11 protein-coding genes and 2 tRNA genes are annotated in these 15,919 nt (G+C 37.9%); 3 read left to right on the forward strand and 10 right to left on the reverse strand.

The annotated features are described in order from the left end of the window. Positions 1-39 precede the first annotated feature (39 nt). The gene (locus tag Q0465_RS07485; protein ID WP_298614624.1) at positions 40-1,365 is read left to right on the forward strand and encodes a PDDEXK nuclease domain-containing protein; all 1,326 of its coding nucleotides are present in this window, start codon (positions 40-42) and stop codon (positions 1,363-1,365) included. Positions 1,366-1,430: 65 nt separating this feature from the next. On the opposite strand, the gene hxsC is transcribed toward Q0465_RS07485, so the two are convergent. The 9 genes from hxsC to tsaD form a co-directional block, all read right to left on the reverse strand. After that, positions 1,431-2,294 carry a His-Xaa-Ser system radical SAM maturase HxsC gene (gene hxsC / locus Q0465_RS07490; RefSeq protein WP_298614626.1) on the reverse strand — a complete coding sequence of 288 codons (864 nt, stop codon included), beginning with the start codon at positions 2,292-2,294 and terminating at the stop codon, positions 1,431-1,433. Then, entirely contained in the window at positions 2,295-3,698 is a 1,404-nt protein-coding gene (gene hxsB / locus Q0465_RS07495; RefSeq protein ID WP_298614629.1) for a His-Xaa-Ser system radical SAM maturase HxsB, read from the reverse strand. A gap of 2 nt (positions 3,699-3,700) precedes the next feature. Beyond that, positions 3,701-4,045, reverse strand: coding sequence for a His-Xaa-Ser system protein HxsD (gene hxsD, locus Q0465_RS07500; protein WP_298614631.1), 345 nt, complete (start codon positions 4,043-4,045; stop codon positions 3,701-3,703). Between the two features lie 4 nt (positions 4,046-4,049). After that, positions 4,050-4,880, reverse strand: coding sequence for a peptidoglycan-binding protein (locus Q0465_RS07505; protein ID WP_298614633.1), 831 nt, complete (start codon positions 4,878-4,880; stop codon positions 4,050-4,052). Between the two features lie 72 nt (positions 4,881-4,952). After that, a complete protein-coding gene (locus tag Q0465_RS07510; protein ID WP_298614635.1) occupies positions 4,953-5,291 on the reverse strand; it encodes a helix-turn-helix domain-containing protein in 339 nt (112 codons plus the stop codon). 351 nt (positions 5,292-5,642) lie between these two features. Next, positions 5,643-5,715: transfer RNA gene (locus Q0465_RS07515), tRNA-Gly, on the reverse strand. A 190-nt stretch (positions 5,716-5,905) separates the two neighbouring features. Further along, a tRNA-Tyr gene (locus tag Q0465_RS07520) sits at positions 5,906-5,988 on the reverse strand. Positions 5,989-6,089: 101 nt separating this feature from the next. Beyond that, the gene (locus tag Q0465_RS07525) at positions 6,090-7,019 is read right to left on the reverse strand and encodes an NAD(P)-dependent oxidoreductase (RefSeq protein WP_298614637.1); all 930 of its coding nucleotides are present in this window, start codon (positions 7,017-7,019) and stop codon (positions 6,090-6,092) included. Between the two features lie 54 nt (positions 7,020-7,073). Next, positions 7,074-8,093: a tRNA (adenosine(37)-N6)-threonylcarbamoyltransferase complex transferase subunit TsaD gene (gene tsaD, locus Q0465_RS07530; protein WP_298614640.1), complete on the reverse strand. Its 1,020-nt coding sequence runs from the start codon at positions 8,091-8,093 to the stop codon at positions 7,074-7,076. 173 nt (positions 8,094-8,266) lie between these two features. Here tsaD and Q0465_RS07535 point away from each other — a divergent pair, with 173 nt between their 5' ends. Together Q0465_RS07535 and rocD are read left to right on the forward strand one after the other, a co-directional pair. After that, a complete protein-coding gene (locus Q0465_RS07535; protein ID WP_298614642.1) occupies positions 8,267-12,691 on the forward strand; it encodes a translocation/assembly module TamB domain-containing protein in 4,425 nt (1,474 codons plus the stop codon). 140 nt (positions 12,692-12,831) lie between these two features. Next, positions 12,832-14,043 carry an ornithine--oxo-acid transaminase gene (rocD, locus tag Q0465_RS07540; RefSeq protein ID WP_298614645.1) on the forward strand — a complete coding sequence of 404 codons (1,212 nt, stop codon included), beginning with the start codon at positions 12,832-12,834 and terminating at the stop codon, positions 14,041-14,043. 61 nt (positions 14,044-14,104) lie between these two features. Here the strand turns inward: rocD and Q0465_RS07545 are convergent, their stop codons facing one another. Beyond that, positions 14,105-15,751 (reverse strand): nucleoside kinase, encoded by a 1,647-nt coding sequence (locus Q0465_RS07545; RefSeq protein ID WP_298614648.1) that lies wholly within the window; start codon positions 15,749-15,751, stop codon positions 14,105-14,107. Positions 15,752-15,919 lie beyond the last annotated feature (168 nt).

A 15,919-nucleotide genomic window follows, 5' to 3' on the forward strand; every position in this document is an offset into this window, starting at 1 on the left:
ATTTGCAGCAACTTGCTGCAAAAATTGATGATGTTCCTAATGTTATTGATGAAGCTGTTTTTTTCTATTCCTTGGAGACATCAAATGTATATCCTTGATAAGATCAAAGATGTGAAAGAGGCGTTGTTTTATGTGCATAAGACCATAGAGAACGGATGGAGCAGGAATATGTTGCTGAATATGCTTGATACGAGGCTTTATGAGGTACAAGGGAAAGCAATAACTAATTTTGACAGATTATTGCCTGTTCCGCAAAGTGATCTGGCGCAAGAGACACTGAAAGACCCGTATAATTTTGATTTCCTAACGATGAGGGAGGGATATGTGGAAAAGGAGCTGGAAGATGCGTTGACAGAGAATATCACTAAGTTTCTGCTTGAATTGGGAAATGGGTTTGCTTATGTAGGAAGGCAGGTGCGGATTGTGGTGGGGCAAAAGGAGTTGTTTATGGATTTGTTGTTTTATAATATAAAGCTACATTCGTATGTTGTTATAGAATTGAAGACCGGAGAGTTTAAAGCGGAATATGTAAGTAAGCTGGGATTGTATGTTACCGCGGTGAATCACCAGATGAAGCATCAGATGGATAATAATACCATCGGTTTGCTGATTTGTAAGACGGAAACCCAAAGTCAAATGCGTCCTAGTTTGGGAAATAAGGTTGGTCATATATCTCTTAGCTTTTCTCCTAAAGATAAAGAACGCCTGACAGATAAATACATGACAGATACTGCTAATGAATATCTGAAAGGTATGGGAATAATTGATACACAATATTTGATCGTCCGTCATAATGATCGGGAACATCCGCATTGTCATATCGTTTATAATCGTGTCAATAATTTCGGACAGACGATTAAGGATTCTAATAATTTTCGTAGAAATATAGAGGTATGCAGAGATATAACTCTTTCACGTAAGTTATACATGCCACAGGGAAAAGAAAACGTTAAGATAGAGCGTTTACGAGAACCCTATCGAACTAAGTTTGAGATTTGGCAAACAATAAAGCAAATATTAAATAATATCCGTTCTTGGGAAGAATTAAGGTCATATTTGCATAATCAAAATATAGAGATCAGTTTTAAATATAAGGGAACAACAAAGGAAATACAAGGTATTATTTTCTTGAAAGGAAAATATTCTTTCAAAGGCTCTGCCATAGATCGCAGTTTTAGTTATGCAAAAATAGATCGTCAAATAAAGAGAAATATTTCTCCCAAACAGCAAGAAACTTTGGAACAGACATTACAAAAGCCATGTTCTGATCAATCAAAGAGCCTAAATGACATCATTTTTTCTAATATAACAAACCGTCTTAATTTATTAGGGATACCGACCTCAAATACTACATTGGAGTGTTAAGGACGAAGACGAGAAAATAGAAGAGTTGTTAAATTCTCGAAAAAGAAAATTAAGGTTATAATGTTTTATATTGAATGAATGTAAGCACTTTGTTGTTTGGAAGTAGAGAATAAACCACAGCATATGTTCTTAGCATCACAATTATTGCACATTGGAAGGTATTTAGTTTTCCAATCCGAAATAGATTTACGGGCATATTCATGTAATGTTGGCTTTAACAAACAATGAGGAAGATTGAAAATAGAAACATTCATACCCCAAGTGGCTAGATCTAAAACGGCTTCTTCAAGTTGATTCTGATATTGAACCGGATCAATCCAGACTTGAGAATGATTTTTAATGGAATAGCCAATATCCTCTAATCCCATGAATGATATATAATCCACAAAAGGGAGATTTTTATATATAAATTTAGAAATTCTTGGAAGACGTAAATAGTTTATCTTATTAATAACAATACGAAGTTCGATAGAAATTCCAATTTCAGCTAAATGATACAACCCTTTCAATGTTTCAGAATATGAGCCTTTCACTTGTGTAATATAATCATGGTCGCTTGAATAATCTGAATGCATTGGAATACCCAGTAAAAGATTTGAATAATTACATTTAGCCAATTCTTGCGTATAGTTTATATCGGCAAAAGCTCGTCCATTTGTAAGAATATGTATAAGGGTTTGAGGCAGATATTCATGAATATATTGTAGTAAATCAAATAATTTTGTACCTAATAAGGTTGGCTCTCCTCCTGTAATTCCAATATCTGTTAATTCTTTTGGTGCAGTGGAGACAGCCGCTAAATTTCTTGAAAAGTAAAATTCAATATCATCTTTATCTAATGGTGGTTGAGCACACATTAAGCAACGGTTATTACATTGTGATGTAACAAAGAGTGTGTTATCATTGGAATTAATATCAATCTCTCTCATTTAGTGACAATCTTTAATCCAAGTTTTAAAAATAGGCATAACCTCTTTTTCTCTTTCTATTAACAATGAAAAGATATGTTTGATAATAGCCTTATGCTTTTTACATAGGAAAGATGAAGGCCGATGGCCATATACATCTTTTTGAGTGGAATAATTCCTAACCGGATCAGCACCACAATAAGTTTGAAAAGCACAGTCAGAACATCCTGCAATCACTTCTGTTGCCCACGTCTGAGCTAATTGTTGTGCTTTCTCTCCATAAAAAATATCTGTATATTTATCTGTGACGTGGCCAAGACGAAAAGTATAATCCTGATATTCAGCTAACATACGTGATTCATCAGAAGCATATACGTAACCATCATAATTATAAACGATCACATTATTAATAATTCCTGCAGGTGATTGTAGATCAACAAAACCACAACAGAAAGGAGTAAGTATTTTACGTAATATTAGTGCCGTAAATTCCTCAACAAATATTTTACCAGATTTATTTATTTCTATGATATAGTCTAATGCAGTCTTATAAAATTCCACAAAATACTGATAATATGAATTCCAATCATTATCTGTTGCTAAGCCATATGGATTCAATGGACGGAGAAATATACTATTAAAACCGTTTTGTATATATGAATCAATAATTTCGTGGGGAAATTGTAAGGAATAATCTGAAGTTGTCATCAATGCAGACACTCGATCATTTCCTAAATGTTGTCGGGCCTGATTTATTCCAGCAATAACTTGGGAATAGCTGTTTATTTTACCCCGGTTTTTATTGTGTAGAAATTCCGGTCCATCCAAAGAAGTTGAAATAAGTACGTTATATTCAGAGCAAATAGAAAGTAATTCTTCTGTAAAATGGATAGAATTAGAACATAAAACGTAAGTGATTTCTTTTTGAAATATCTTATTTCTTTGCTCTGACATTTCAATAGCAAACTTTAATAATTGAGGCACTAAAGAAGGTTCTCCACCCTGAAATTCCATTGTGATAGCAGGTGAGGGACTCTGGAACATTAAATCGATAGCTTTCAAGAGGGCACTCTCTTTCATATCGAAAATTTCCGAATCACATTCTTTACTGGAAGCTTGACAGTATATACAATTTTGATTACATCTTAGAGTCAGAACAAAAATGTGTAAAGTAGTAAACAGGTCAAGAAAGGCTTTCTTTGTTCGTAATCTCGCAGCATAATTATCTATTAGATCAGGCAGTGGTGTTTCACTGATGAAGAAAGAGGCGATTAAATCTTTATAGATTTCTTCAGCTTCAGTTATTTCTTTATTAACAATCCTTTCAACAGTATGCTGTGGTACAATCAGATAATCGCCGGCTTCATTTACTAATATTTCATTTCCTTTCAAACGTTCGAAGCGAAAAGGTAATAAATAATACATACTCAGTTCATTAAATTAAAATCTTCGAACTCATCATTGTTAGCAAACGCTTTTACATAGAGAATATTCCGAATATTTTTAGTTTCCTCAATGATAATATCCCGATTCTTATAATCAATAAAGTCCTGACTGATTTTCTCTTTTAGATATTTAAAATCCTGTTCGGAAATAGGTAACTCTTTCTTTTCTAATATTATATCTTGGATTGTACCTGATTTATTTTGCCAATAGATCAGATATTGATCAGTAAGCCAGTAAAGTACTTTACTGACTACTTTTTCATTGAAAATGGTGAGATCAATAGAAAGATGTATTTTATTCTCAGCAGTTAATTCAAAAAGGAACATGCTATTATTTTTTTAGGAAATAGACCGTTTGTGTTTCGACAATTCCATCCGCATCTATGTTTTTACTGTTTTGGAATTTAATAACAGCATTTTTCAGAGCTTCATCAAATTCAGAGCTTCCTTTAGACATTATGCCAGTAAGAAAACCTTTGTCAATTAAAATGTTTTTTAATTGAGTTACATCCGTCCCTTTCATACCTTTTTTCAAAATACGGTCACCTAAATTAATTTTTTCGTCATTAACAGTATTTTGAATTTGATATGTTTTGAGTTTATTTATCGTATTATTCCCGACAATACCATCGATACTCTGATGGGTTGTTTCCTGAAATCTTTTCACAGCTTCAATTAGTTTTCCTGAATAAATGATGTAGTCAGATTTATCTTTAACTATATCTTTTTCGGTAAAAAATCCTTTTTCAATTAATAAAGTTGTCAATTCTTTAACATCTTTTCCCTTCATGCCAGATTTTATAATTCTATCACCTAAAGAGTAATTAGTAGTTGGTACTGATGCAGTACCACTACCGTAGTTTGAATAAGAGCTTGTTGTGTAATTACCAACAGAACTACTTGAACGATGTGAAGAATGAGAACGGTGTGAAGAGTGCGAACGATGGCTTCGATGTCCGGCAATCATATATGAATTATCGCCCGTAAATTTTAATATAAATTTTTGTGAGAGATCACTCTTTTTTGAAATTTCCGAATTAGTAGTATTAGTATCTATCTTTGAAAGATTATAAGAAATAGCTTTTGAACTATTTGTTGCTATTATTGAGGTTGCAGAGGTCAGGAAAATATTCCTCAACAGTTTCTCAAATCTTGATTTCATACAAAAATGTTTAGGTTTGATAAAATTTCGTTTGCAAACATAAACAATATGTATAAGAATTGAAAAAAATAATTATGTAAATTTATTGTGCATAATATTATTTTTCTTTTCGATGAACTCATTTAAATCTCCCATACGTTTATTCACCATCCATTTCTCTGTTTCATCTCGTTTAAACATAAGCTTCTTTCTACCATGTGCTGCACGATAAACGGGAATTTTCTTTTGACGGACTAATTGATAAACGGTATTCTTTTTATAACCTGTGATCTCGCAAAAGGTGTCGATCCCGAAGTATTCAGGTAAAGATTCTTTTACCGGTTCTTGGGTTGGTAATAATTTTTGTAGTAGGGAAGTAAATTGTTCCACTGTCAGATAAACTAATAGAGTATCAGGTTTTATTTGTTCCATATCGTCAATTGTTTTGTGTTTTGTACAAAGATATGACAAATGGAAAGTATAACATACAGGTGAATAATAAGTTATATGTATATGTACTACATAGAGGAAAAGAATTTAACTAATCCGATTAGCTATATTTTACACAAAATCAACAGGAAGATAGGGTAAAATGTCTTACCTTTGAAAAGACAATAAAATACAGTCAGACACCCATAATGATGGGGAGCGACAGATTTATTGTAAAAATTCGTGTGAGTTTTTTGACATTTTTGTAGTCGGAAATGCGACAAAATTGCGACAAGACATTAAAGACAAAGAAAAAAGCAGTCACATTTTCATGTAACTGCTTGATTTCCAGAGAGCGGAAAACGGGACTCAAACCCGCGACCCCCAGCTTGGAAGGCTAGTGCTCTATCGACTGAGCTATTTCCGCAAGACATTCCCCTAAACAGGACAGGCTCACTTTGCCCGCCGGTCCGGAAGGGAGAAACTCACAAATTTTATACGGCGAAAGACGGGATCTTTCTTACTAATTTTAAAACTTTTGACTTACAAAAGTGTGCTTTTGACTGCAAAAATTTTCAAAATCACCGGATGCTACAGCATCCGCCGTTTAAAATTTGTGGGGAGAGCAGGATTCGAACCTACGAAGACATAAGTCAGCAGAGTTACAGTCTGCCCCAGTTGGCCGCTTTGGTATCTCCCCTTTCAAAGAACGCTGTTTTTCTTTAGCGGGTACAAATATAGAGTAAATTGTTTATTATACAAATTATTTTTCTAAAAACCCTGAATTTTTGTTCCCTTTGTTTAGTTCACCACATTTGTCGGTTGTCCGTTCAGATAATTGTATATATTGTCCAGTGCTTCTTTAGCCATAGCAATCCTTCCGTCGTATGTGGCTGTACCAATGTGGGGTACGAGAATAACATTGTCTAAGGAATATAATATTTCCGTAATATGAGGTTCCCGTTCGAATACATCCAAAGCGGCTCCGGCTATTTGCCGTTTTTGCAGGAAACGGCTGAGGGCTTCCTCATCTATAACGGCTCCACGGGCTGTATTGATAAGAAAAGCTGTATTTTTCATCAATTCCAATTCCCTTTCTCCGATTAAATGATGAGTGGCTTCCGTAAGAGGGGTATGAATAGAAATAAAATCGGATTCTTTTAAGAGGGTATCCAAATCTGTTCTCCGGTACCCGGGAATTTCTGTTTTCCGGTTATAATAGAGAATATGCATACCGAAGGCGGAGGCCTTGCGGGCTACGTTTTGTCCGATATGTCCCATTCCGATAATTCCCAGTGTTTTGTCTTTCAATCCATATCCTAAATTTTTCATGACTCCCCACATCCCTTCTTTTTCGGTCCGGATTCTCCGGTCGAATTCTCCGATCCTTCTGGCAATGCCCAGCATCAAGGCCATACATAATTCGGCTGTAGGATTACATACCGATTCGGGAGTATTACATACTGTAATTCCTTTTTCCCGGGCATATTGAATGTCAATGTTATTGTAACCTACCCCGTAATTACTGATAAGTTTCAGTTTTTTCCCTGCGTCAATGATTTCTTTGTCGATAGGGCGGCTGAAAATAGCCAGCAAAATATCGTATTCCGGAAGCATCCGGATAATTTCGTCTTTTGTTAACTTTTCTCCTTCCGGGAACGTAATTTCCCAGTTGGGAGGAAGATTTTTAAAAGGTTCGCGGGGGATATCGTAGGTGACCAGAATTTTCATGGTGATAAGGATTAAATGTTCAATACTGCAATGTCTGAGAATCTGAAATAAATTTTAATCGAGAGTCGTCCGGGCAAAGGGAACAGCCTCCAGGCCCACGAACTGTCCGGCTAAGTACTTATAATAACCGGTAACGGCAACCATTCCGGCGTTATCCAGAGAAAATCCCAAACGGGGAATAAAAACTTCCCATCCGGATTTTTCAGCTTCTGTATGTACGGCATTTTGTAAGGCAGAGTTTGCCGAAACTCCTCCGCCGATAGCAATTTGTCGGATTCCTGTTTGTTTAGCTGCTTTTTTCAATTTTGCCAGGAGTATATCGACTACTGTTTTTTGCAGGGAAGCACAAAGATCGTTTAGATTTTCCGTAATAAAATCCGGATTTTTATTCAACTCGTCCCGGATAAAATAGAGGAAAGAAGTTTTCAGACCGCTGAAACTATAATCCAATCCGGGGATTTGGGGTTTATTGAACACGAAACGGACGGGATTGCCGGTTTTCGCCAGACGGTCGATGACCGGGCCGCCGGGATAAGGTAAACCCATTACTTTTGCGCATTTATCGAATGCTTCTCCGGCAGCATCATCTATGGTCTGGCCGATCATTTCCATATTCAGGTAATCGTGTACGACGATAAGCTGTGAATTGCCCCCTGAGACTAATAATGTCAGAAAAGGAAAACCGGGATGGCGGCTTTCCACACCGGGTTCTTTGATGAAATTAGCCAGAATATGGGCTTGGAGGTGGTTCACTTCAATCATCGGGATACGGTTCGCAATGGCAAACCCTTTTGCAAAAGAAGTGCCGACAAGTAAAGAACCGAGTAATCCGGGGCCCCGGGTATAAGCTATGGCATTGATATCCTGAATACGGACTCCGGCTTTATGGATTGCTTCTGAAACGACAGGAATAATATTCTGCTGATGGGCTCTGGACGCTAATTCCGGTACAACTCCCCCATAAGCTTCGTGAACTTTTTGGCTGGCAATAATATTGGATAATACGATTCCGTCTTTCAATATAGCGGCAGAAGTATCATCACAGGATGATTCAATTCCTAATATAACGGTCATGATAAATGAATTAAAATTGAAAGCTGAAATAAAGTTAAAAGCTAACAATCGGGAATTTAGCCTTTATCTTTCGTGCTGAATCTCTTTCAAATATTGTGCAATATTAATACTTTTGCCTTCAAACTAAAAATAGTGAGGGTATAAAAAATTTTTTTCGCATATTATTTTATAGTGTGGCGGGTTGTCTGTTGGTGTTACTGATCCTGTATGCTTCCCTGCATAGTTCGTATGTACAAACCTATCTGGTTCGTCTGTTTACAAATAAGATAGAACAGACGACAGGAGTAAAGATACAGATTGGGGGAGTAGATTTCCGTCCGATGAAATCGCTGGTATTGAATGATGTTTTATTAAAGGATTACCGGAACGATACGCTATTGTATTGCGAAAATTTTCATGTTAAAATCGATTCTTTCCGTTTTTCTACTCAAAGTTTTATTGTGAGGGATATTACGCTGGACCGGGCTTATTTCAATTTATGGATTGTAAGGGGAGAGGGGGAAGAGGAGGCGAAAATGAATCTGGATGTCTTTCTGGATTCTTTGCAAAAGGGAAATGAGAAACATCCGGAGACTTTATCCGGAAGTAATACCTGGCGGGTAGATTTAAAGAAAATCCAGGTTAAGGATTCCAGAGTAGTCTATAAAGAAAGTGAATATGAAGCGGTGGATTACGGTATAAACTGGACAGATGTGGAGTGCAGGCATGTCAATGTTTCTGTTACAGAACCGGATTTTTCCGGCGGAAAATTTGCGGTAAAGGTTTCCGGTTTGAATTTTGAAGAAAAATCCGGATTTATAATCCGGGATATGGAAGGACAGGTGATTGCTGCCGATTCCAGTTTGCTGATTCAGCAATGTAAAATTTATACTGAGCGGAGTTTTCTGGATTTGCAGAAATTGGAATTCAACTGGGTGCCCGGCCGACGCGACTGGCGGAACTTTACTACTAAAATGCAACAGTATTATCGTCTGGGAAATTCTGAAGTCAGTTTTATCGATTTGGCTTATTTCAATGGAGTTTTACGTGGAATAGACAATACCGTAAAATGCCGGGGGATTGTTTCCAATACAGTAAACCGGATTGAGGGGAATAATCTGGTATTTGCTTTAGGAAAAGATTCCCATTTTAGGGGAAGTTTTAAATCTCAGGGTTTGCCGGACGTTTGGAATACTATTTTTGAAATTCATCTGCAGGATGCTTATTTAAATCCGGAAGATCTGGAGACGATTTACTTGCCTTGGTTCAGGCAAAATATAAATGTACCTACGCCTTTACATCATTTACCTTTTTTTGAACTGGACGGGGTTTTCAAAGGGAAAATTACAGATTTTATTTTTTTGATTAATAGCCGGACAGAAGGGCTGAAGGGGGATTTTAAGCTGGTATATTCTCCTTATGGTGCAGATTCCTTGGGTTGTACGAAGATTTCCGGTGATTTTAATTTTCCTGTTGTCCATTTTGGAAAATTGGGAGGAACTGATTTATTGAAATACGGTGTTTTGACCGGAAATTATCAGGGATATATGGATGATTCTCATACCGAGATTGATCTGTGGAGCAGAATTCCTTCTCTTCAGATCGGGAAAGGGAAAATCAGGGATGCTTCGGTTTCCCTGTCTGTGAAAGACGATGTGACCAGTATACTATATTCTCTGGATAATGATAGTGTACGGGCTACAGCTGCTTTAAATTATAATCCGAGCGGAGGAGTTGATTTTTGGGGAGTTAAAGGCTTTATGGAGATTAACAACCTTTCTGATTTTGGTTGGGCTTTGTCGGAGGGGAAAGAGTCGGTGAGGACAGATTTTGATTTGGTTTTTGCAGAACAGGATAAGCGGAATCATTTTTGTAATTTTACGTTTTCCAATTTTTCTTATACAGGTCCGCAAGGACATTTTCTATTGGAAAACATCGGTTTGGAAAATCGTCTGGACAATGGATATTATATGACCAGTTTGCTTTCAGATGTCGCCGATGCCCAGATTGAGGGGCATTATACCGGCATTTCTCCCCTGGCATTCACTGAAAAGTTAATACAGGGATATTTACCTGCTTTTCGGCATAAAAAAAATAAATTAGCGAAAAAGGAGAATTTAGACTTCCGCTATGAGGTCGTGATTAAAGATGCCGGAAAGGTTTTGAGGGCGATATACCCTCAGCTGAGTATTTCTGAAGGCAGTAAAATAGCTGCTTACTATGGTAAAGATAAAGCCATTCATTTGAAAATGGATGCTGACACCATCCGTTACCGGGATTTTTGTGTGACTGCTTCGGAGATAGGACTGGAAGGGGATACGGAACGTTTACGATTGGTTTATACGGCAGATAAATTTGAATACGGGGATTTGTCCCGTTTATACAATGTCCGGAATACTTTGGTTTTAGGGGATAATAATATAAGCAATAAATTAATTTGGAGTAATTGGGAGGCCCAAACCTATAGCGGGGAATTGTCTGCTGATATAAAATTTGTTTCCCGGGGAGAAGAGGAGTATGTGACGGAAATCAATATTCATCCCGGGGTGATTATATTATCTGACAATGTGTGGCAGGTTGACAAATCGTGGATAAATGCGGTCGGTAAAGAGATTACAATTGAAGACTTCCGGATTAGCAATGGAAATCAGTTTTTGTCTGTAAACGGGGCTATTTCCGAAGATCCGGAAAAGGAGCTTTCCATCCGGGTAAATCAGTTTGATCTGGCAGAGCTCAGTCGTATAATTACAGATAATCGTTTGCATCTTTTTGGAACGACGAGCGGGGAAGTGGTTGTTCAGGATTATTATAAAGATAATTTACTGTATTCGGATATAAATGTAGAGAATTGGGGGATTACGCGGGATACTTTGGGTACTTTGCGACTGTTATCGGCTTGGGATCCCGATAGCAATGCCGTTATTCTGCGGGCTAAAAATGAGGTGGGATCCGTCATACCGCTTCAGGTATCGGGATATTATCAACCTTTGAACGATCAGTTGAATGTAGATATTCAGTTGTCTGAAATCGGACTGGATCGTTTGGGAATATATGCTTCGGATTATTTTACAAAGAGTACCGGAGGAATATCTGGAAAAGTCAAACTTTCCGGTTCCAGTTCGCGTCCCGATTTTTCCGGCCATTTGTTTTTGGATTCAGTATATTTAAATCTGAGAGATATGAATACTTCTTTTTTTATGAACGATAGTATTTATATTGACCGGAGTGACTTTATCCTGAAAGATTTTGTAGTGAAGGATGCGCAGAACAATGTGTCGGTTTGTTCTGGACGTTATCGGTTTTGGGAAAACCGGTATGATCTGAATATTGCTTCCCGCAATTTTTTACTGTTGAATACGACTTCCAGCCAGAATGAGTCTTTTTACGGAAGTGTGTATATCAGTGGTCTCACCAACATCAATAACCGGGATGGGGTCACCAACCTTACCGTCAACATTCGTCCGGAGAAAAATTCCCGTTTGTTTATTCCACTGACTTCGGCTTTATCGGAAGAAGACGGGAATTTTCTGCATTTTGTCAATCCCAACCAGCCTATGCGGAGGAAGGGGAATGTAACAAGCAGCAGTAATAATTTGACATTAAATGCCAATCTGGAAGTAAATGATAATCTGGAGGTACAGGTCGTGTTTGATCCTACGATCGGAGATATTTTGCGGACGAAGGGGAACGGGGATGTTAAAGTGACTTTGGATCAGGACGGTATGATTAATATGTTCGGGGAATATAAAATATCCAAGGGGGATTATTTGTTTACACTCAGTAATTTGTTGAATAAAAAATTTGTGCTTACTCCGGGTGGAAGCATTAGCTGGAACGGTTCACCCTATGATGCTACAATTGATATCAACGCAATTTATAACCTGAAGACTTCTTTATATGAATTACTGACAAGCAGTAATTCCAATGCGGACCGCTCGACAAAAGTACCTGTAGAATGTGTTTTGAATCTGAGTGATAATTTGGCGAATCCCTTGGTAAAATTTAACATCAATTTCCCGACTTTGGATACGCAAACCAAGGGATTTGTTCAAAGTCTTTTCGCTAGTCAGGATGAAATTAATAAACAGGTATTTTCTTTACTGATTCTGAATAAATTCTATACGCCTGATTATATGAACTCGACGGATATGGCGGAACGGAATGCTGGTTATCAGGCCGGGGTAACGACGGCAACCGAGCTGGTATCGAATCAGCTTTCCCGTTGGTTATCACAGATCAGTAATAATTTCGATATTGGGTTTTCTTATCGCCCCGGGGATAATATTACGACCAATGAAATTGAAGTTGCCCTTTCTACTCAGATATTGAACGATAGGGTGACTTTATCGGCGAATGGAAATGTTGATGTGGGAGGGACAAAAAATGTAACATCCAGTTCGGCCAACAGTAGTAATATTGCCGGAGACTTCGATGTGGAAGTAAAACTGAACAAGCAGGGGACTTTGAAATTAAAGGCCTATTCCCATACCGATGAAAAAATTGTTTATAATGCAACGGAGACCATTCAGGGAGTTGGTATTTCTTATCAGGAAACCTTTGATACCTTCCGGGAATTATTGCACAAATATTTTGCTTTTCTGAAGAAAAAAAAGACATAAAAAATTTCGTTATTACCGGTCAGATTTTACTTTACAAATATTTTCTCTGTAAAAAAGAAGTAAAATAATTTTATTTATTGCATTTTTTTCTCAAATTGCATTCTGCAAACGATTACGATATTTCCTAAAATGATATAATTATGAATGCAAAGGATTACATGGACAGAGAGGCCCGTTACGGAGCCCATAATTATCATCCCCTGCCCGTAGTGCTGGAAAGAGGTGAAGGTATTTTTGTCTGGGATACGGATGGTAAACGTTATTTTGACTTTTTATCAGCTTATTCTGCTGTAAATCAGGGACATTGTCATCCCAAGATCGTGAAAGCAATGAGCGATCAGGCGCATAAGCTGGCTTTGACTTCCCGGGCTTTTTATAACAATGTTTTGGGGGAGTGGGAAGAGTTTGTAACCCGTTATTTCGGATATGATAAAGTATTACCGATGAATACCGGAGCAGAAGCGGATGAAACAGCCCTAAAACTTTGCAGGAAATGGGCTTATATGAAAAAAGGTATTCCTGACGGAAAGGCTAAAATTATCGTCTGCGACGGAAATTTTCACGGTCGTACCATTACTATTGTATCTTTATCCAATGATCCGGAATCTTACGGTGGTTATGGTCCGTTTACTCCTGGATTTATTAGAATTCCTTATAATGATCTCCCGGCTTTAGAGAAAGAATTGCAGGATCCGCATATCGCTGGCTTTTTGGTAGAACCCATTCAGGGAGAGGCCGGTGTATATGTTCCGGATGAAGGATATTTAAAGAAAGCCTATGAGTTGTGTAAGGCCCGCAATGTTTTATTTATTGCCGATGAGGTACAGACAGGGATTGCCCGTACGGGGAAATTACTGGCTTGCGACCACGAAGGGGTGCGTCCGGATATTTTGGTTTTAGGAAAAGCTTTGGGAGGAGGAGTGATGCCTGTATCCTGCGTATTGGCTGACGATGATATTATGTTGTGTATCCGTCCGGGAGAACATGGTTCTACGTTTGGGGGGAATCCTATTGCAGCTAAAGTTTCCGTTGCGGCCCTGGAAGTAGTCCGGGATGAAAAATTAGCGGAAAATGCAGAAAATTTAGGAAAAATCTTCCGGGAAAAAATCCGCCAGATTCCGTCCGACCGAATTGAGTTGGTGAGGGGAAAAGGGTTATTGAATGCTGTAGTGATAAAGCCTAAAAATGGAAAAACAGCTTGGGATGTCTGTTTAAAAATGCGGGATAAAGGTTTGTTGGCCAAGCCTACCCACGAACATATTATTCGCTTTGCGCCTCCTTTAATTATCAATAAAGTAGAGTTAATGCAGGCAATTGGCCTGATTGAAAATACTTTTGCAGAGTTAGATTAAAAAGTAAAAACGGCTCTCCTTCATCCAAAATTCAGCAGGAGAAGAGCCGTTTATTTTAATATCAATATTTGAAACTGCTTCCACCCAGGAATTCCCTCAAAATGGAAGTGGTGGGGATTTCTCGTGTGGGCACGGCTTTTATATAGGAGAAAAATTTCAAAAGCCTCAAAGCCTTGGAATGTTCGGGATATTGTCCCCTGACTTCTCTTAGCAGAGGTTCTGCCTGTTGTTTTAAAGCTCCTAATTCATAGATCAGAGCAGAATTAAAGATGATATCGGCTTCCTCCTGATAAGGTACAATGTGTTTTTCTTCTCCTTTTAATACACTTTCCCAGCGTTTTAAGGTTTCCAGGGCGGAATAATTGCGGTATTTGTAGTCCCTCACCATTCTCCGGATCAAACGGTTGTCTGCCGGATTGATCAGATTGTGGTTGTCGATGGAGATAGACGTCAAAGCGGATACAAATATTTTAAATAAAGCTTCCGGGGGTAAGAGCTGAGTTAACTTTGGATTCAGCCCGTGAATGCCTTCGACAATAATCACATTGTTTCTATTGATTTTCAGTTTTTCTCCGTCATAGTAACGTTGTCCTGTTTCAAAAGAAAATTTAGGAATCTCCACTTCTTCTCCTTTGAGGAGTCGGAGCATATTATCGGAGAACGTTTCTATGTCCAGGGCGTCGATGCTCTCAAAATCGAATTCTCCCTTTTCATCCCTGGGCGTATTTTCCCGGTTGACAAAATAATTGTCCAGGGATAACATGATCGGCCGGATACCGTTTACCATAAGCTGTATGCTGAGCCGTTTACTAAAAGTTGTTTTCCCCGAAGAGGAGGGACCGGAAACTAAAATTACTTTGACTTTTTTACCTTTTGCTTTGATTTTATCCGCAATTAAAGAAATTTTCTTTTCGTGCAGCGCCTCGCTGATTTTAATCATCGCTCCGGCATATTTCATTTCTACAATTTTATTCAGTCCTCCGATATCTGAAACTCCTATGATTTTGCCCCATCTTTTATATTCACTGAATATTTGAAATAGTTTATTTTGAGCTACCAGGGGAAGCACTTCAGCAGGACGTTTGCGATCGGCTAGCCGGAGCAACATACCGTCTTTATAAGGTTCCAGACCAAAAGTTTCCAGACATCCGGTAGACGGAGCCAGGGTCCCGTAAAAATAGTCGGCTGTGTCCTGAATATAGTAAACGGATGTATAAAGCCTTCCCCGGGTTTCCATCAGCTCGGATTTATCTTTCAATCCTTGTTTTTTAAATATCTGGATGGCTTCTTTGGTGGGGATTTCTTTGCGGATAATCGGGTAGTCTGCTTGGATGATTTCCTGCATTTTTTTGTGGATGTTTTCAATCACTTCCGGACAAAGGCAGACATCTTTATTGGCTATCCGGCAAAAAATGCCGTTGGAAATAATATATTCAGCAATTAATGTCTTTTGGGGGAAAAGCGAATGTACGGCTTTGTAAAGTACAAAAATCAATGAACGTGTATAGATGCTATACCCATCCAAAGTTGTAATATCAATAAAATTGACTTGCATCGGATTCATGATAATGTATTGTAAATCCTGCAGTTGATTGTTTACCAAAGCGCCTAAGAATCGCCTGTGGTTGTCCGGGAATACGATTTTTTTTAAATCCCGTAAATTACTACCTATTTCTATTTCGTAGTATTTTCCGGTATTTTCGCACATTATATTGACTTTTTCCATATGGGTTGTTGATATGCGTAAAGCAGATTATTAAAGTTTGGCTGTTTTATTCAATTCCTTGCAAATAGTATGCCTGTTTTGGCTTTTAACGAGAAGGGACCGGAATTTATCAGCGTTAATCTTCCTTAATTTAACAGCAGATTATATTTT

This window comes from uncultured Odoribacter sp., assembly GCF_937966165.1.
In the GTDB taxonomy this organism is placed as follows: Bacteria; Bacteroidota; Bacteroidia; order Bacteroidales; family Marinifilaceae; genus Culturomica.

Bases quoted from the DNA above. Each gene is read 5' to 3' on its own strand.
- Q0465_RS07485 (WP_298614624.1), top strand. From the start codon at position 40: ATGTTATTGATGAAGCTGTTTTTTTCTATTCCTTGGAGACATCAAATG.
- hxsC (WP_298614626.1), bottom strand. From the start codon at position 2,294: ATGAGAGAGATTGATATTAATTCCAATGATAACACACTCTTTGTTACA.
- hxsB (WP_298614629.1), bottom strand. From the start codon at position 3,698: ATGTATTATTTATTACCTTTTCGCTTCGAACGTTTGAAAGGAAATGAA.
- hxsD (WP_298614631.1), bottom strand. From the start codon at position 4,045: ATGTTCCTTTTTGAATTAACTGCTGAGAATAAAATACATCTTTCTATT.
- Q0465_RS07505 (WP_298614633.1), bottom strand. From the start codon at position 4,880: ATGAAATCAAGATTTGAGAAACTGTTGAGGAATATTTTCCTGACCTCT.
- Q0465_RS07510 (WP_298614635.1), bottom strand. From the start codon at position 5,291: ATGGAACAAATAAAACCTGATACTCTATTAGTTTATCTGACAGTGGAA.
- Q0465_RS07525 (WP_298614637.1), bottom strand. From the start codon at position 7,019: ATGAAAATTCTGGTCACCTACGATATCCCCCGCGAACCTTTTAAAAAT.
- tsaD (WP_298614640.1), bottom strand. From the start codon at position 8,093: ATGACCGTTATATTAGGAATTGAATCATCCTGTGATGATACTTCTGCC.
- rocD (WP_298614645.1), top strand. From the start codon at position 12,832: ATGAATGCAAAGGATTACATGGACAGAGAGGCCCGTTACGGAGCCCAT.
- Q0465_RS07545 (WP_298614648.1), bottom strand. From the start codon at position 15,751: ATGTGCGAAAATACCGGAAAATACTACGAAATAGAAATAGGTAGTAAT.